This window comes from Kitasatospora sp. NPDC057015, assembly GCF_042673745.1.
Taxonomy (GTDB): domain Bacteria; phylum Actinomycetota; class Actinomycetes; order Streptomycetales; family Streptomycetaceae; genus Kitasatospora.
The window spans coordinates 77,343-94,888 of record NZ_JBHUSG010000030.1 but is presented as its reverse complement, the minus strand read 5'-3'; the positions used below and the strand labels follow the sequence as shown (position 1 = coordinate 94,888).

The following is a 17,546-nucleotide window of genomic DNA, read 5'->3' as shown; positions in this document are numbered from 1 at the left end:
GGCGCGGCGGGCTGCTCGTGGTGGCCGGTCATCGCCGCCGCCGGGTGGGCCGGGAGCCGCCGCGCATGCGGGCCTCCAGCCGGTCGATCTGGTCCTGCTTCAACGCGACGAGGTCCAGGTCGGACGGGGTGATACCGCCACCGCCGCCGAGCCGGGTGTGCGCGGCGATCGCGTCCAGGGCGCCGAACCAGGAGTCCGCCAGGGCGGCCGCCTCGGCGTCGGTCAGCAGCGCCCGCGGCCAGCTCCACTCGACGGCCAGCTCGGGCCGGCCGTCCGGTCCGGGCTGGACGACCGCGTCGATCTCCAGCGGGTACCCGGCCGCCATCGCCGGATCGGGCCCGGCCGCCGCGGCCACCACGGCCCGCTCCTGCGGCGGGGCGAACCGCCAGCCGCCCGTGTCGGGCGCCCGGCCGTCGGTGCGGCCCCGGTAGTTGAACAGCACCTCGGAGCGCGGCCCGGCCGCCAGCAGCGGCGCCGTCTGCGCGTTGAGGTGGCGCAGCAGGCCGTAGCCGAGGCCCTTGTCGGGGGCGGCCCGGAGCTGCTCCTTGACCTGCTTGAGCACCTGCCCGGCGGCCTCGCCGCCGGCCATCGCCACGGCCGGGTCGAGCCCGGCGAGGTCCAGCCGGACGGGGTGCACGGTGGTGAACCAGCCGACGGTGCGGGCCAGGTCGGGGGAGTCGCCGTCGTGGCCGCCCCGGCCGTGGCCCTCCAGGTCGACCTGGACGGCGGGTGCGGCGCCCGGGCGGGCGGCCGCCACGCCGAGCACCAGGCCGGCGAGCAGGACGTCGTCCACGCCGGCGCCGAAGGCCTGCGGCACGTCGGCGAGCAGCGGCGCCGTACGGTCGGCGGGCAGCGTGCGGCGCAGCGTGCGCAAGGTCCCCACGGTGTCCCGGGCCGGATCGGCGGCGCGCGCCCCGAGCGGCCCGGCCGGGCCGGCCAGGGCCTCCCGCCAGTAGGGGAGTTCGGCGACCCGGCGGCGCTCCTGGGCGTGCGCCAGCAGGTGCTCCGACCAGTCGCGCAGCGAGTGCGCCTCCGCTTCGGGGGCGCGGCCCTCGTACGCGGCGGCCAGCTGCGGGAGCAGGGTGCGCCAGGAGACGCCGTCCACGGCCAGGTGGTGCACCGTCAGCAGCAGCCGGCCCTCCTGCTCCGGGCCCGCGTCGAACCAGACCGCGCGGAGCACCCGCCCCTCGTCGGGGGCGAGGGCGGCCGCGGCGGCGTCGGCCTCGGCGGCGAGGTCGGCGCCGGTCGACCCGACCCGGCGCAGCGTCCCCGGGTCGGTGACCGCGGGCGCCTGGGCGGCCGGCAGCACCTCCTGGGTCCACACGCCGTCGGTGCGCTGCAGGCGCAGCCGCAGCGCCGGGTGGGTCTCGGCCAGTGCGGCGAGCGCCCGGCGCAGCCGGTCCTCCCGCAGGCCCGCGGGCACGGCCAGCAGTACCGACTGGTTGAAGCGGTCGATCGGTCCGCCGCGTTCGCGCAGCCAGTGCACGACCGGCAGTGCGGGCAGCGGCCCGTCCGCCGGGCGGGCCGGTGCGGGCGCCGGGCCCGCGGCGGTGGCGGTCTCGGCGGCGCCGGTCGGGCCGCCCTCGGCCGCGCCGGCCAGCGCGGCGGGCGTCGGGTGCTGGAAGACGTCCTTCGCGGTCAGCCCGAAGCCCGCCCGGCGGGCCCGGCTGACCAGCTGGATGGAGACGATGGAGTCGCCGCCGAGCGCGAAGAAGTTCTCGTCCTCGCCCACCTCGGCCAGGCCGAGCACCTCGGCGAACACCCGGGCCATCGCGCGGGCCGGCCCCTGCCCCGCGGGTGCGGCGGCCGGCCCTCCCCGGCCGGGGAGGGGCAGCGCCTTGCGGTCGAGCTTGCCGTTGACGCTCAGCGGCAGGGCGTCCAGCACGGTGACCACGGCGGGGACCAGGTGCTCGGGCAGGGCCGCGGCGAGGGCCGCGCGGGCGGCCTCGCCGGCGACCGCGGCGCCCGGCCGCGGCACCACGTAGCCGAGCAGCTGCCGGGCCCCGCCCTCGGTGAGCGGACGGGCCGTCACGGCGGCCTGCCCGACGCCCGGGAGGGCGGCGAGGGCGGCCTCGACCTCGCCCAGTTCGATCCGGAAGCCGCGGATCTTCACCTGGTCGTCGGTGCGGCCCAGGTACTCGATCTCGCCGTCGACCAGCCGGCGCACCAGGTCGCCGGTGCGGTACATCCTGGCCCCCGCGGCGAACGGGTCGGCGACGAAGCGGCCGGCGGTCAGGCCGGGGCGGCCCAGGTAGCCGCGGGCCAGCTGCACGCCCGCGAGGTACAGCTCGCCGGGCACACCGACGGGCACCGGACGCAGCTCGGCGTCCAGCACGTACAGCCGGGTGTTCCAGACCGGGCGGCCGATCGGCACGGTGCCCGCGCCGGCCCACGCCCGGTGGTAGGTGACGTCGACGGCGGCCTCGGTGGGGCCGTACAGGTTGTGCAGTTCGATCTGCGGCCAGAGCGCGGCGAACCGGTCGACGGCCGCGGCCGGCAGCGCCTCGCCCGAGCAGAACACCTGGCGCACCCCGGCGAAGCCGGCCCGCACGGCCCGGTCCTGCTCGGCCGCGGCGGTGAAGGCGGTCAGCATCGACGGCACGAAGTGGCAGGCGGTGACGCCGGCCCGGGCGGCCAGCGCCGCCAGGTAGTCGGGTTCGCGGTGGCCGCCCGGCCGGGCCAGCACCACCCGGGCGCCGCTGACCAGCGGCAGGAAGAACTCCCACACCGACACGTCGAAGCTGGCCGGGGTCTTCTGCAGGATCCGGTCCTCGGGGGTGACGTGGTAGACCACGCCCATCCAGTCCAGCCGGTTGACGATCGCCCGGTGCGTCACCAGGACGCCCTTCGGGCGACCGGTGGAGCCCGAGGTGAAGATCACGTACGCGGCGTGGTCCGGGCCGGCCGCGACCGGCTCGGCCTGCGGCCCGTCCGCGTCGACGGCGAGCACCGGCACCCCGGCCACCCGCGGCAGCCGCTCGGACTGCCCGGGCACGGAGAGCACGCACACCGGCGCGGCGTCCTCGACCATCGCGGTCAGCCGCTCCACCGGGTACTCCGGGTCCAGCGGCAGGTACGCGGCGCCCGACCTGAGCACGCCCAGCAGCGCCACCATCAGCTCCGCCGACCGCGGCACGGCGACGGCCACGATCCGGTCCGGACCGGCCCCGGCCGCGGCCAGCACCCGGGCGAGGCGCCCGGCGCGCTCGTCGAGCTGCCGGTACGTCAGGCACTCGCCCTCGAAGTCGACGGCGACCGCGTCGGGGGTGGCGGCCACCCGCTCCGCGATCCGGCTCACCAGGGTGCCCTCGCGGACCTCCCGCGCGGTGGCGTTCCACTCGCCGGCCAGGCCGCGCCGCTCCTGGGCGGCGGTCGGCTCGATCCGGTCCGCGGGCCGGTCCGGGGCGGCCATCGCCTGCTCCAGGACCCGGATCAGCCGGGCTCCGAACAGCCGGGCGGTCGCCCGGTCGTACAGGTCCTCGGCGTGGATCACGGTGAGGTCGGTCCGGGCGCCGTCGGCGGACTCCACGAAGGTGAACGCCAGGTCGAAGCGGGCCGCGTGCACCGGGTCGGGCAGCAGCGCCGTCCGGGCGCCCAGCAGCGCGTCCAGACCGCCCGCCTCGCGGCGGTGCTGCACCATCACCTGGAACAGCGGGTGGCGGCCGAGCGAGCGCTCGGGGTTGACGATCTCCACCAGCCGGTCGAACGGCAGGTCCTGGTGGGCCAGGGCGCCGAGCACCGTCTCCCGCGAGCGCCGCACCAGCTCGTCGAAGGTCGGCGCGCCGGCGGGGGCGTCCCCGGCGGCGCGGGGGGCGAGGTCGTGCCGCAGCACCAGGGTGTTCACGAAGAAGCCCACCACCGACTCCACGGCCTCGTCGGACCGCCCCGCCACGGGGGTGCCGAGCGCGACGTCCGTGGTGCCGGCCAGCCGGCCGAGCAGCAGCGCGGCGGCGGCCTGCGTCACCATGAACGGCGTGACGCCGCTGCGCCGGGCGTACGCGCCGACGGCGGTGTGCAGCGCCTCGGGCAGCCGCAGCCGGACGGCGCCGCCCCGGCCGGTGGCCTCGGCGGGTCGCGGCCGGTCGGTGGGCAGGGCGAGCTCCGCGGGCAGGCCCGCCAGCCGGTCCGTCCAGTAGGCGGTCTGCGTCGCGGCCGGTCCGTCCGGCGCGGCCAGCAGCTCGGCCTGCCACAGTGCGTGGTCGGCGAACTGCACTGGCAGCGCGGCGAAGGCGGGCGCCCGCCCGGCGGTGCGGGCCGCGTACGCCAGGTCGAGGTCGCGCAGCAGCACGCCCTCCGACCACTCGTCGCCCGCGATGTGGTGCAGGGCCACGCTCAGCACGTGCCGCTCGGGGCCGGCGCTGAGCAGCGTCGCCCGGACGGGGATCTCCACGCCCAGGTCGAAGGCGTGGGCGCCGGCCTCGGCGACCGCGGCGTCGAGCTGCCGCGGTGTCACCTCGCGCACCTCGAACGGCGTCCCGGCGGCCTCGGGGGTCAGGATCCGCTGGTACGGCCGGCCGTCGACGTCGGGGAAGACGGTGCGCAGCGCCTCGTGCCGGGCCAGTACGTCGCCGAACGCCGCCGCCAGCGCCGCCGGGTCGAGCGGGCCGTCGATCCGCAGCGCGCACGGGATGGTGTACGCGGTGCTCGGGCCGTCCAGCCGGTGCAGGAACCACAGCCGGGCCTGCGCGGCGGACGGCGGCACCTGCTCCGGGCGCGGGCGGGCCGCCGGGCCGGGGCGGCCCGCGGCGGCGGTGGCCAGCCGGGCGGCGAACGCGGCGGCCGTCCGGGTCTCGAAGAGGTCGCGCACGGCGGCGGTCACGCCGAGCGCGGCCCGCACCCGCCCGACCACCCGGGTCGCCAGCAGCGAGTGCCCGCCGAGGGCGAAGAAGTCGTCGTCGACACCGACCCGCGGCAGGTCCAGGACGTCCGCGAGGACGCCGCACAGTACGGCCTCCCGCTCGTCGCGCGGCCCGCGCCCGGCGGGCGCCGCGAACGCGGCGGCGTCCGGCTCCGGCAGGGCCTGCCGGTCCAGCTTGCCGTTGACGTTCAGCGGCAGGGCCGCCAGTGGCACGATCGCGGCGGGCACCATGTACTCGGGCAGCTCGGCGGCGAGCGCCGCGCGCAGCCCGGCCGGGTCCACCGTGGCGGGGGAGACGTAGCCGACCAGCCGCCGGGCGCCGTGGGCGCCGCGGGCCAGCACGGCGGCCTGCGCCACGCCGGGCAGGGCGGCGAGCGCCGCCTCCACCTCGCCGGGCTCGACCCGGAAGCCGCGGATCTTCACCTGGTCGTCGTCGCGGCCCAGGTAGTCGAGCGAGCCGTCGGCGCGCCACCGCACCACGTCGCCGGTGCGGTACATCCTGGCCCCCGCGGCGAACGGGTCGGCGACGAACCGGCCGGCGGTCAGCGCCGGGCGGTTGCCGTAGCCGCGGGCCAGGCCCGGGCCGGCGACGTACAGTTCGCCGGGCACGCCGGCCGGCACCGGCCGCAGCCGGGCGTCCAGCACGTACGCCCGGGTGTTGCCGATCGGGCGGCCGACGGACGGCGTCGCGCTGTCGGCGCAGGCGGCGCCCAGGGTGTCGACGGTGTACTCGGTCGGGCCGTAGAAGTTGTGGCCGATCACGCCCGGCGTCTCGCGCAGCCGCGTCCAGAGGGCCTGGTCGACGGCCTCGCCGCCGACCAGGAACAGCAGCGGGCGGTGCTCGGCCGAGTCCAGCAGGCCCCACTCGACCAGCTGGCGACCGAACGACGGGGTGACGTCCAGGGTGTCGATCCGGTCGGCGAGCAGCCGCTCCGCCAGCGCCTGCGGGTCGCGCCGCAGGTCCTCGCCGTACACGTGCAGCTCGTGGCCGAGCACCAGCCAGAGCAGCTGCTCCCAGGAGGAGTCGAAGGAGAACGAGGCGGTGTGCGCGGCCCGCAGCCGCCGCCCGCCGGCCGCCGCCACGGCGTCGGCGAACACCGTGCCGCCGTGGTGCTCCAGCATGTTGGCCAGTCCGCGGTGCGGCACCTGCACGCCCTTGGGGCGGCCGGTGGAGCCGGAGGTGTGGATCACGTACGCCAGGTCGTCGGCGTGCGGGGCGACCGGCTCGGCGGCCCGCGTGCCCAGCTCGTCGTCCAGGACGGTGCCCAGGCCGTGCGCGGCGAGCACCGGCAGGCGGGCGGCGACCTCGCCGGTGGTCAGGGTGAGCAGCGGCGCGGCGTCCTCCAGCATCAGCGCGACCCGCTCCGCCGGGTGGTCCAGGTCGACCGGCAGGTAGCCGGCGCCGGCCTTCAGCACGCCGAACAGCGCGGCGACCAGTTCGGCCGAGCGCGGCAGCGCCAGCGCGACGACCTGCCCGGGCCGGGTCCCGAGCGCGGCCAGGTGGCGGGCCGTCAGGTCGATCCGGGCGGTGAGCTCGGCGAAGGTCAGCCGCTGCTCGCCGCAGACCACCGCGACGGCGTCCGGGGTGGCCGCGGCCTGCCGTTCGAGGGCGTCCACGACGGTGCCGCCGGGGGCGGGGCGCCCGGTGGCGTTCCAGGTGTCCAGCAGGGTCTCGCGCTCGTCGGGGCCCAGGATCTCCAGCGTGCCCACCGGCGCCTGCGGGTCGGCGGTCATCGCCGCCAGCAGCCGCAGCAGCCGGGCGCCGACGGCGGCGGCCTGCTCGGCGCCGAAGGCGTCCGGCCGGTACTCCACGGTCAGCTGCGGGGCCTCGCCCGGCAGGGTCAGCACCGTCAGGGGGTAGTGCGTCGCGCCCCGGTTGCCGATGCCGGCCACCCGCAGCCCGCGCGCGGTCAGCCGCTCCGGGTCCACCGGGTAGTTCTCGAAGACCAGCAGGGTGTCGAAGAGCGTGCCGTGGCCGCTCTGCGCCTGGATGTCCGCGAGGCCCAGGTACTGGTGGTCCAGCAACCCGGACTGCGCGGCCTGCAGCCGGGCCAGCGCCTCGGCCACCGGCTCGTCCTCGTCCACCGCGAACCGGACGGGCACGGTGTTGCTGAACAGCCCGACCATCGACTCCACGCCCGGGATGTCCGCCGGGCGGCCCGAGACGGTGGCACCGAACACCACGTCGGTGCGGCCGGTGAGCCGGCCGAGCAGGATCGCCCAGGCGCCCTGCACCAGGGTGTTCGGCGTCAGCCCGTACCGGCGGGCGGTGGCGGTCAGCGCGGCCGACAGCTCCGCCGGGATCGGCAGCTCGATCTCCCGCCCGGCCGCCGCGGGTGTGTCCGACCCGGTGCCCAGGGTCTGCGCGAGCAGGGTCGGGGCGGCCAGGCCGGCCAGGGCGGTGCGCCAGGCCGCGGAGTCCGCGGCGGTGTCCCGCCCGGCCAGCCAGGCCAGGTGGTCGGCGTACGGGGTGGGCGCGGGCATCGCCGCCACGTCGGCGCCGCCGTAGGCGGCGACCAGTTCGCGCAGCAGGACGGGCGTCGACCAGCCGTCCATCACGATGTGGTGGCGGGTCAGCACCAGCCGGTGGTGGTCCGGGCCGAGCACCACCAGCGCGCAGCGCACCAGCGGGGGCCGCGCCAGGTCGAAGCGGCGGGAGGCCTCGTCGTCCTCGATCCGGGCGAGCGCGGCGCGCTGTCCGTCGGCGTCGAGGGCGCCCAGGTCGTGGTGCGTCCACGGTACCCGGACGGCCGCGGCGACCAGCTGCAGCGGCCGGCCGGTGCCGTCCTCGGTGAAGCCGGACCGCAGCGCCGTGTGCCGGTTGACGACCGCGTCGACGGCCTCGGCCAGGGTGGCCGGGTCGAGCGGGCCGCGCAGCTCCAGCGAGGTGAGCGAGGTGTAGAGGTCGTCCGCGCCCTCGGCGCGCTGCTCGCCGGCGTGGAAGAGCAGGCCCTCCTGGAGCGGCGACAGCGGCAGGACGTCCTCGGTGCCGGGGTGGGCGGCGGCGAGCCGGTCGAGCAACGGCTGGGTGACGGCGGCGAGCGGCACGTCGGAGGGGGTGAGCCCGCCCGCGCCCGGGCGGTCGGCGTAGGCGGCCAGGGCGTCGAGCGCGGCGAACCAGCGGTCGGCGACGTCGCGGGCGGCGTCCTCGGTGAGCACGCCGTCCGGCCAGGTCAGGGTGACGGACAGTGCGGTGCCGTCCGGGCCGTCGTGGACGAACGCGCCGACCTCCAGCGCGTGGGCGGCGGGCAGCCCGGGGTCGGCGGTCGCGGTGATCGCGTCGCCGCCGGCCGCCGGCGTCCACGGCGCGCCGGTCGCGGTGAACCGGCCGAGGTAGTTGAAGAGCAGCTGCGGCTGCTCGGCGTCGGCCAGGGCGGGGCCGGCGACCGGGTCGAGGTGGCGCAGCAGGCCGTAGCCGGCGCCGGCGTTCGGCAGGGCGCGCAGCTGCTCCTTGACGAGCGCGAGGGCGCGGCCCGCCGCCGCGCCGCCGGCCGCGGCGTCGGCGAGGTCGACGCCGGTGAGGTCCAGCCGGGCGGGGTACTCGGTGGTGAGCCAGCCGGCGGTGCGGGCGGTGTCGGCGCCGGGCACCAGGTGGTCCTCGCGGCCGTGGCCCTCCAGTCGCAGCAGCAGGTCGGTGCGGTCGGCGCCGGTGCGGCGGCGGCCGAGCAGGGCGAGCGCCAGGCCGGTCAGCAGCACGTGGTCGACGCCGGCCCGGTGGGTGGCGGGCACCGCCGCGAGCAGCGGCGCGGTGCGGTCGGCGGGCAGGGTGAGGCGCAACCGCCGGGCGGTCGCGGCGGTGTCCCTGGTCGGGTCGAGCGGCCGGTCGCCGAGCAGCGGGCCGGCGCCGTCGGCCAGCACGGCCTGCCAGAGCGGGAGTTCGGCGCGGACGGCGTCGCCGGTGGCGGCCTCGGCGAGGCCGAGCGCCCAGCGCCGCGGGGGTGTGGCGACGGGGTCGAGGGTGCGGCCCTCGTAGGCGGCCCGCAGGTCGGGCAGCAGGATCCGCCAGGAGACGCCGTCGACGGCGAGGTGGTGCGCGGCGAGCACGAGCAGGCCGGGGGCGCCGGCGCCGGCGTCCAGGTGGACGGCCTGCAGCACGCTGCCGCGCTCCGGGTCGAGCCGGTCGGCGGCGGCCTCCCGCTCCAGCGCCGCGGCGGCGGTGAGCTCCTCGGGGGCGACGGCGATCCGGCGCAGCCACTCGGCGGCGGGCGCGCTGCCGGCCGGGCGGACCTCCTGCGTCCAACCGCCGTCGGAGGCGACGTGCAGGCGCAGCCGCAGCGCGTCGTGCCGGTCGGTGAGGGCGTCCAGGGCGGCCGTCAGCCGGGCCCGGTCGAGTCCGCCGGGCACGGAGACGACGGTGGTCTGGCCGAACCGGGCGACCGGTCCGCCGCGGCCGCGCAGCCACTCGCTGACGGCGGTGGGCGGCAGCACGCCGACGGCGTCCTCGGCGGGCGCCGCGTCCTCGGCGGCGCGCAGGGTCTCCGCGACGGCCGCGATGCGGGCGACGGTGCGGCGCTCGAAGACCACCCGCGGGGTGATCCGGTACCCGGCGCGGCGGGCCCGGCTGCCGAGCTGGATGGCGGAGATGGAGTCGCCGCCGAGGGAGAAGAAGTTGTCGTCGACGCCGACCGCGGGGAGGGCGAGGATCTCGCACACCAGGTCGGCGAAGACCCGCTCGGCCTCGGTGCGCGGGGCCCGGGCCGCGGAGTCGGCGGCCGGCACGGGGGCGGGCAGCGCCTTGCGGTCGAGCTTGCCGTTGAGGCTGAGCGGCAGCGCGTCCAGCCCGAGGAGCACGGTGGGCACCAGGTGCTCGGGCAGGGTGCGGGCGAGGGCGGCGCGCAGCGCCTCCGGGTCGGCGGGGGCCGGGACGACGTAGCCGACCAGCTGCCGGGCGCCGCCGGGGGTGAGCTCACGGGCGGTGACGGCGCCCTGCCGGACCTCCGGCAGGGCCTCCAGGGCGGCCTCGATCTCGCCCAGCTCGATGCGGAACCCGCGCACCTTGACCTGGTCGTCGGTGCGGCCGAGGTACTCGACGGTGCCGTCCGGGGCCCAGCGCACCAGGTCGCCGGTGCGGTACAGCCTGGCCCCCTCGGCGAACGGGTCGGCGACGAACCGGCCGGCGGTCAGGCCGGGGCGGCCCAGGTAGCCGCGGGCCAGCTGCACGCCCGCGAGGTACAGCTCGCCCGGCACACCGACGGGCACCGGACGCAGCTCGGCGTCCAGCACGTACAGCCGGGTGTTCCAGACCGGGCGGCCGATCGGCACCACCCCGGCCGACGGCTCGGTGCGGTGGTGGGTGACGTCGACGGCCGCCTCGGTGGGCCCGTACAGGTTGTGCAGCGGGACGCCCGGCAGCGCCGCGTACCAGCGTTCGACGACCTCGCCGGGCAGCGCCTCGCCGGAGCAGAAGGCCCGGCGCAGTCCGGCGCAGCGCGCGGCGACGGACGGCTCCTCCAGGAACGCCCGCAGCATGGAGGGCACGAAGTGCAGCGTGGTGACGTGCTGTTCGGCGATCAGCGCGGCGAGGTAGGCCGGGTCCTTGTGGCCCTCGGGGCGGGCGAGGACGACCGACGCACCCTCGCAGAGCGCCCAGAAGAACTCCCAGACCGAGACGTCGAAGCTGGCCGGGGTCTTCTGCAGCACCCGGTCGTCGGCGCGCAGCCGGTAGGCGTGCTGCATCCAGGCGAGCCGGTTGACGATGGCGCGGTGGGTCACGACGACGCCCTTGGGGCGGCCGGTGGAGCCGGAGGTGTAGATCAGGTAGGCGGCGTGGTCCGGCGTCACTTCGGGGAGCTCGGTGCCGGGGGCGTCCCGCCCGTCGAGCAGCAGGACCGGCGCCCCGGCCGGCAGGCGCTCCAGCAGCGGGGGGACGGTCACCACCGCGACCGGGGCGGCGTCCTCGACCATGTACGCGAGGCGCTCGGCGGGGTAGTCGGCGTCCAGCGGCAGGTAGGCGGCGCCGGACCTGAGCACGCCGAGCAGGGCGACCATCAGCTCGGCCGAGCGCGGAACGGCGACGGCCACGATCCGGTCCGGTCCGGCGCCGGCCGCGACCAGCGTGCGGGCGAGCGCGTCGGCGCGCCCGGCGAGCTCGCGGTAGGTGAGTGCGGCGCCCTCGAAGACCACCGCGACGGCGTCCGGCGTGGCGGCGGCGCGCTCGGCGATCCGGCTGACCAGGGTGCCGGCGGGCACCTCGCGGTCGGTGGCGTTCCAGCCGTGCAGCAGCTCGGCGAGCTCCTCGTCGGCGGGCAGCGGGAGCTCGCCGATCGGGCGGTCGGGCGCGGTGGCGAGCCGGGTCAGCAGGTCGGCGCAGCGGCGGGCGTGGCCGGCCAGCTCCTCGGCGGTGTGGAGCGCCGGGTTGGCGTCGAACTCCAGTACCAGGCGGCCGTGCTGGTCCTTGGTGACGGACAGCGAGACGTCGTCGACCGGCCCGGAGGCCAGGTTGACGGTCCGTCCGGGCACGCCGGCGAAATCCAGGTCCAGGTCGAAGGGCTTGAGGTTGAGCAGCGGGCCGTAGAGCTGCTCGTCGGTGCCGACCAGGGCGAGCTCGCGGCGGAGCTCCTCGCCGCGGTACAGCTGGTGCCGGCGGAGCCCCTTGAGCGCCTCGGCGGCCTGGCGCAGCAGGCCGTCGAAGGTGTCGGCGCCGGTGACGGCCAGCCGGACGGGCAGGATGTTGACGGCCATGCCGGGCACCCGCAGCGTGCCGGGGGCGGTGCGGGCCATGGCGTGCGTGCCGAGGACGGCGTCCCGGGCGCCGGTCATCCGGTGCAGGTAGGCGGCGAACCCGGCCGCGGCGGCCTCGGCCCAGGTGGTGCGGGCGGCGCGGGCGGCGTCGAGCACGGTCGCGGAGGCCTCGGCGGACAGCTCGACGCGGTGGCGCAGCGAGACCGCGGAGGCGGCCGCGCTCTGCTCGGTGAGGCGGGCCGCGGCGGGCCGGTCGGCGAAGCGCTCCAGCCAGTAGGCCCGGTCGGCGGCGGCCTGCTCGGAGTCCAGGTAGGCGGCCTCGGCCTCGGCCAGCAGGGCGGCCGGCCGCAGCGGGCTCGCCGGCACCGGCTCGCCGTGGACGATCGCGGTGTAGACCTCGGCGACCCGGCGGGTGAGCAGGGCGACGCTGTAGCCGTCGACCACCAGGTGGTGGAACCACTGGAACCACAGGTGGCTCTGCTCGCCGGTGCGGACCAGCAGCGAGCCGGTCAGCGGGCCCGCGCCGGGGCCCTCCAACGGCGTCGGGACGGCGAGCTGGTCGCGGACCAGGCCGACGGCCGCGGCGACCGGGTCGGCGGCGCCGCGGGTGTCCAGGCTCGGCAGCCGCCAGCCGGCGGCGTCGAAGCCGGTCGGCTCGGCGACCGTGCGCCCGTCCTGCTCGGTGAGGCGCACGTGCAGGCCGTCCGCCTCGCCGAGGGTGCGGCGCACCGCCTGCTCCAGGGCGGCGGTGTCCAGCGGGCCGTCCAGCTCGACGTACTGACCGACGTTGTAGGCCGGGTTGTCGGGGTCGATCCGCTGGGCGGCCAGGACACCGGCCTGGGCGGCCGTCAGGCCACTCGTCCGGTGCTGCGGTGTGGGGGTGCTCGCCTCAGGCATCGTCGGCCCTTCCCGGTCGTCGGTGCGCCGCCCGCCGCGGCGGGGGTGGTGCGGTGTGCTGGTGGAACGGCCCGGGCGGCCGTCGGCGGCCGCCCGGGGGACAGACCCTGGCCCTAGAGGCCCTTGAGGATCGTCTCGATCTGGTTCAGGACGTCGATGGAGGTGCCGTAGCGGTCGCTGGTGGCGTAGGTGACCGGCAGCACCTTTCCGGCCTTCACGGCCTTGAGGTTCTGCCAGGCCGGCTGCTTGTCGAGGTCCTTGGTGTCCTGCGGGACCTCGCCGGTGGCGGCCGTCCGCGGCACCAGGACGATGTCGGCGTCGGCGAGCACGTCGAGCTTCTCGGTCGAGTAGGTGACCTCGTGCTCCTTGCCGTCCGCGGAGGCCTGCGAGAAGGTCGCGCCGGCGTCCTTCAGCACCCGGCCGACCCAGGAGGTGCTGGTGTCGACGAGGAACTCGCCGCCGCCGTAGGAGGAGGCGATCGTCCACTTCACCGAGTTGAGCTTGGTCGCGTAGGTGCTCTTGATCTGCGCGGCCTTGGTGTCGTAGTCCGCCTTGAGCTTCTTGAACTCGGCGTCCTTGCCGACCGCGGTGGCGATCTTCTCCTGGGCGTTCAGCAGGTCGACGGGCGTCTCGATGCCGAAGTAGAGGGTGGGCGCGATGCCTTCGAGCTTCTTCACGCCCCAGTCGAAGGCGGTGGCGCCCTCGACGACGATCAGGTCGGGCTTGAGCGAGGCGACCTTCTCGATGTTGATCTCGATGCCGGAGCCGATCGGCTCGATCTTCGCCGCGGCGTCCTTCTGCGCGGGCAGCAGCTCGACCGGGTTGTTGTCGTCGAGGGTGCTGGTGCCGACCGGCTGCACGCCGAGGTCGAGCAGCGCGCCGGTGGCGTACGAGATGGAGACGATCCGCTTGACGCCGGCGGGCACGGTGATCTTGCCGTTGGTGGCCTCGATCACGACCGGGCCGGCCGCGGTGGTGCTGCCGCCCTTGGCGTCGGCGGCGGGCGCCGCGTCCTTCGAGCCGCCGTCGGAGCCGCAGGCCGCGAGGGTGAGGACGGCGGCCGCGGTGAGCGGGACGGCGGCGGCGAGTCTACGGCGGGTCCGGGGCAGGGCGGTGGTGCGCATGGTTCTCCTCGGGAGTGGTGCGGGCGGGCCGGCGTCGGCGGGTGCCGCCGGCGTGCGTCAGGGGGTGCTGCGGGGGGCGTTCGGGGTGGCTCAGGGGGCCAGGTGGGCGGCCCAGGACCGCAGGGTGGGCACGGGGGCGATCTCGACCAGGTCGGTGAGCTCGACCTTCACGCCCCGGGCCCGCCAGGTCTCGACGAGGCTCATCAGCCGGATCGAGTCGAGGCCGAGGTCGCGGAGGTCGTCGTCGTCCGCGATGTCCTCCGGGCGCTCGCCGGTGACGTCGGCCAGGTCGGCGCGCAGGGTGGCGAGGTCGAGGCCGGCAGGGGTGCCGTCGGGCATGGTCGTGGCGTCCGTTCGGGTCCGGGTGCGGTGCGTGCGGGTGCGTGCGGTGCGGCGGGCGGTCAGGGGTGGGTGGCGGTGGCCCGGTCGGCGGCGAGGGTGCGGCCGGTGCGGCGCAGCAGCAGCGAGTCGGTGATCTCGCCGGAGCGCACGGCGAGGGTGGAGAGCAGGGAGGAGGTGATGCCGTGCGTGTGCTCGGTGCCGCCCTGCAGGTAGATGCCGACGTCGACGTGGTCCGCGGTCAGCACCCGGTGGTCGCGGTCGACGCGCAGCCGGTCCCGGGCGTCGGTGAGGCAGTCGGCGGCGAAGGCGCCGAGCAGCTCACGGGGGTCGACGTGGGTGTAGCCGGTGGCGAGGACCACCGCGTCCGACTCCAGGGCGAGCTCCTCGCCGGTGGCGAGGTTGCGGACGAGTGCGCGGGCGCCGTCCGCGGTGTGCTCCACGCCGGTGAGGCGCGAGGTGTTGACCATCCGCAGGCGCTCCCGCCCGCTGACCTTCTCCTGGTAGACCGTCCGGTACAGCGACTCGATGAGATCGCCGTCGACGACGGAGTAGTTGGTGTTGGCGTGGTAGTCGAGCAGGTCCTGCTTCACGGACTCGGGCGCGCCGTAGTAGTCGTCGACGGCGGCGGGGTCGAAGATCCGGTTGGCGAAGGGGCTGTCGTCCGCCGGGCTGTAGCCGTACCGGGAGAAGACCGCGCAGATCTCGGCGTCGGGGTACGTGCGGTGCAGGTACTCGACGGCCTCGGCGGCCGACTGCCCGGCTCCCACCACGGTGAAGCGCCGGTGGCGCAGTTCGGTCAGGCCCGGGGCGCGCAGCAGCAGGTCGCGGGTGTGCCAGACGCGCTCGCCGGCGGTGACGCCCTCGGGCAGGGTGGGGCGCAGTCCCGTGCCGACGGCGATGTTGCGGGCCGTGACGGTCCGCCGGTCGCCGCCGCTGACCTGCTCGTCGGTGACCTCCACGGCGGTGACCCGGCCGTCGGTGCGCAGCGGACGGACCGCGGTGACCCGGCGGCCGTAGGCCACCGAGCCGGCGAACGCCTGCGCGCACCACTCGAGGTAGTCGTGGAACTCCAGGCGGGTGGGGAAGAACGACTTCTGGTTGATGAAGTCGGCCAGCCGGCCGCGTTCCTGGAGGTAGGTCAGGAAGGTGAAGCGGCTGCGCGGGTCGCGCATGGTGACGAGGTCCTTGAGGAAGGACACCTGCATGGTGGCGCCTTCGAGGAGCATGCCGCGGTGCCAGCCGAAACGCTCCTGCTGCTCCAGGAAGCTCGCCCGCAGGGTGTCCTGGGGGTTGCGGTCGTTGTGGTCGCCGACGGCGATGGCGAGCGCCAGGTTGGCGGGGCCGAAGCCTATGCCGACGAGGTCCTCGATGCCGTCGCCCCGGTCGGGCACGTCGTCCTGCTGCAGTCGAGACACGCTCGTCCTTCCATCGCTTTGTCCTGCCGGGAATTCCTGACACCCCACCCGGCCCTGCCCACCTTGCAAGGTAAGGCTTGCCTAACCTTGCCGGTCGGGGGTGGGTTGGTCAAATTCGGTTCGTGGGCACTCGATCGACGCTCCGGGGAGCGTCGGCCGCCACGCGGGTGCCGGGCGCCGCGGAGCCGAAGGCCCGCAGCAGGTTGTGCCGCACCCGCCCGTCCAGCACGTGCGCCGCGCGCACACCGCTGCGCACGGCGCGCAGGCAGCCCTCCATCTTGGGGAGCATTCCGCTGGCCAGGGAGGGCAGCAGGGCTTCGAGTTCGCGCGCCGAGAGGTGCTCGACGACCTCCGTGGAGTGCGGCCAGTCGGCGTACAGGCCCTCGACGTCGGTGAGCACGACCAGCATCTCGGCGCCCAGCGCGACCGCGAGCGCGGAGGCGGCGGTGTCCGCGTTGACGTTGTACACGTGGCCGTCCGCGCCGCGGGCGATCGAGGAGATCACCGGGATCCGCCCGTCCGCGATCAGTGCCTTCACGGCGCCGGCCTCGACGGTGACGATGTCGCCGACCAGGCCGATGTCGACCTGCTCGCCGTCGACCACGGCGAAGCGTTTCACCGCGGTCATGGTGTGCGCGTCCTCGCCGGTCATGCCGACCGCGAACGGCCCGTGCTCGTTGAGCAGGCCGACCAGCTCGCGCTGCACCTGGCCCGCCAGCACCATCCGGACCACGTCCATAATCTCCGGGGTGGTCACCCGCAGGCCCGCGGTGAACGACGACTCCACCCCCAGCCGGCCGAGTTGGGCGTTGATCTGCGGGCCGCCGCCGTGCACCACCACCGGGTGCAGGCCCGCGTAGCGCAGCAGGACGACGTCCTGCGCGAAGGCCGCCTTCAGCTCCTCGTCGACCATGGCGTTGCCGCCGAACTTCACCACCACCGTCCGGCCGCGCAGGTGCTCCAGGCCGGCCAGGTGCTCCAGTGGACGGGGATCGTGTCGCTGCCGTGGGGGCCGCCGCCCCGAGGGGTGGCGTTGCTCGGCGAGGCGACTGGTCACGTGTCCCCCTGGGGTCGGGAATGTCCGCGCCGCGGCGTGGGCCCGGGTGGGGCCCGGCGCGGGGACCGGGCCGGTGGTGACGGGCCCATAGGTGGTCCCGTCAATTTAGGCAAGGGTTACCTTACATTGCGTCCGCCGGGTCGTCACCACCCCGTAGCTCCCTCCCGCGACGGCCCGACCGCCGCCGTCACGGCCTGAGCAGGGTCACCTCCTCGGCATGCCGACGCTGCTGCTTCTCGTCCCAGTCACCCGTGCAGTAGACCGAGATCCGGCCGATCGCGCCGGCCGCCACGTCCGCGCGCATCAACTCCCGGCAGTACCACGCCTGCCCGTCCTGCTCCCAGCGCTCCTCCACCTCCAGGACGAAGCCGGTCGGGGTCGGGTCCACCCGGTGGCGCGGCACCACGCCCGGCGCCGGGTGGCCGGCCCGCCGCAGGGCCAGCAGGCCCTCCACGCCCTCGGCCTGCAGCCGCCACTGCGGCAGGGTCAGGTCACAGAACACGGCCCGGTGGAACAGACCGTCCGGCGCGGTACCGGTCTCCAGGAAGGTGATCAGGCGGTCCGCCAGCCCGTCGTTCATCACGCGCTCCCGGGGTGCGGGCCGGCGCCCGCCGGCTGCCCGGTGGCCGCCAGGTTGCGACCGACGGTGGCCATCGTCCGCTCCAGGGCCTCCGTCGGGCTGAACTCGACCAGCTCGGTGCCGGCGAAGATCAGCGGCAGGTGGCCGGGCGCGCCGTAGTAGGCGTCGCCGGCCTGGTAGACCTCGTCGTGGTCCGGATAGCGGAAGACGATCCGCCCGGTCAGCACCAGGCCCCAGTGCGGGCTCTGGCAGCGGTCCCCGGGCAGTCCGGCGAACAGTGCCGCCGGGTCGACGTCCGCCTTGTGGGTCTCGAACCCGACGGTGTAGCCGCCCAGTTCGGCGTATCGGCCCTCGATCACCGGCTCGTCGACGGTGAGCACGGCCTCGGCTTTCGAGATGCGGGGCATGACGGTCTCCCTCGTGGTTGCTCCCCTGTCCCCCTTCATCGGAAGGGCGTGAGGTCGGGCGGCACGATGTCAGGTCGCGGCTCACCTCCCCGGCACATCTCCTCGGCACACTGCCCGCCGGCCCGGCCGGACGACCCGAACCGCGGGCCCCCTCGGTGGAGCGGGCCCAGCCGGGCGCGGGCGCC

7 protein-coding genes are annotated in these 17,546 nt (G+C 76.4%); all 7 read right to left on the bottom strand.

Features of this window, described 5'->3' with window-relative positions:
• Positions 1–28: 28 nt before the first annotated feature.
• Positions 29–12,436, bottom strand: coding sequence for an amino acid adenylation domain-containing protein (locus tag ACFTWP_RS25370; protein WP_380267068.1), 12,408 nt, complete (start codon positions 12,434–12,436; stop codon positions 29–31).
• A gap of 113 nt (positions 12,437–12,549) precedes the next feature.
• Entirely contained in the window at positions 12,550–13,560 is a 1,011-nt protein-coding gene (locus ACFTWP_RS25365; protein WP_380267067.1) for an ABC transporter substrate-binding protein, read from the bottom strand.
• A 90-nt stretch (positions 13,561–13,650) separates the two neighbouring features.
• Complete coding sequence (locus tag ACFTWP_RS25360) at positions 13,651–13,899, bottom strand: phosphopantetheine-binding protein (RefSeq protein WP_380267066.1); 249 nt, start codon at positions 13,897–13,899, stop codon at positions 13,651–13,653.
• Positions 13,900–13,961: 62 nt separating this feature from the next.
• Positions 13,962–15,317: a lysine N(6)-hydroxylase/L-ornithine N(5)-oxygenase family protein gene (locus ACFTWP_RS25355; RefSeq protein ID WP_380267065.1), complete on the bottom strand. Its 1,356-nt coding sequence runs from the start codon at positions 15,315–15,317 to the stop codon at positions 13,962–13,964.
• A 109-nt stretch (positions 15,318–15,426) separates the two neighbouring features.
• Positions 15,427–16,299 carry an acetylglutamate kinase gene (argB, locus tag ACFTWP_RS25350; protein WP_380267088.1) on the bottom strand — a complete coding sequence of 291 codons (873 nt, stop codon included), beginning with the start codon at positions 16,297–16,299 and terminating at the stop codon, positions 15,427–15,429.
• A gap of 262 nt (positions 16,300–16,561) precedes the next feature.
• Complete coding sequence (locus ACFTWP_RS25345) at positions 16,562–16,954, bottom strand: hypothetical protein (RefSeq protein ID WP_380267064.1); 393 nt, start codon at positions 16,952–16,954, stop codon at positions 16,562–16,564.
• Positions 16,954–17,361, bottom strand: coding sequence for a hypothetical protein (locus ACFTWP_RS25340; protein ID WP_380267062.1), 408 nt, complete (start codon positions 17,359–17,361; stop codon positions 16,954–16,956). The genes ACFTWP_RS25345 and ACFTWP_RS25340 overlap by 1 nt, the downstream gene beginning before the upstream one ends.
• Positions 17,362–17,546 lie beyond the last annotated feature (185 nt).

Excerpts from the sequence above, each read along its gene's own strand:
- ACFTWP_RS25370 (WP_380267068.1), bottom strand. The coding sequence starts at position 12,436 with ATGCCTGAGGCGAGCACCCCCACACCGCAGCACCGGACGAGTGGCCTG.
- ACFTWP_RS25345 (WP_380267064.1), bottom strand. The coding sequence starts at position 16,954 with ATGAACGACGGGCTGGCGGACCGCCTGATCACCTTCCTGGAGACCGGT.
- ACFTWP_RS25360 (WP_380267066.1), bottom strand. The coding sequence starts at position 13,899 with ATGCCCGACGGCACCCCTGCCGGCCTCGACCTCGCCACCCTGCGCGCC.
- ACFTWP_RS25365 (WP_380267067.1), bottom strand. The coding sequence starts at position 13,560 with ATGCGCACCACCGCCCTGCCCCGGACCCGCCGTAGACTCGCCGCCGCC.
- ACFTWP_RS25340 (WP_380267062.1), bottom strand. The coding sequence starts at position 17,361 with ATGCCCCGCATCTCGAAAGCCGAGGCCGTGCTCACCGTCGACGAGCCG.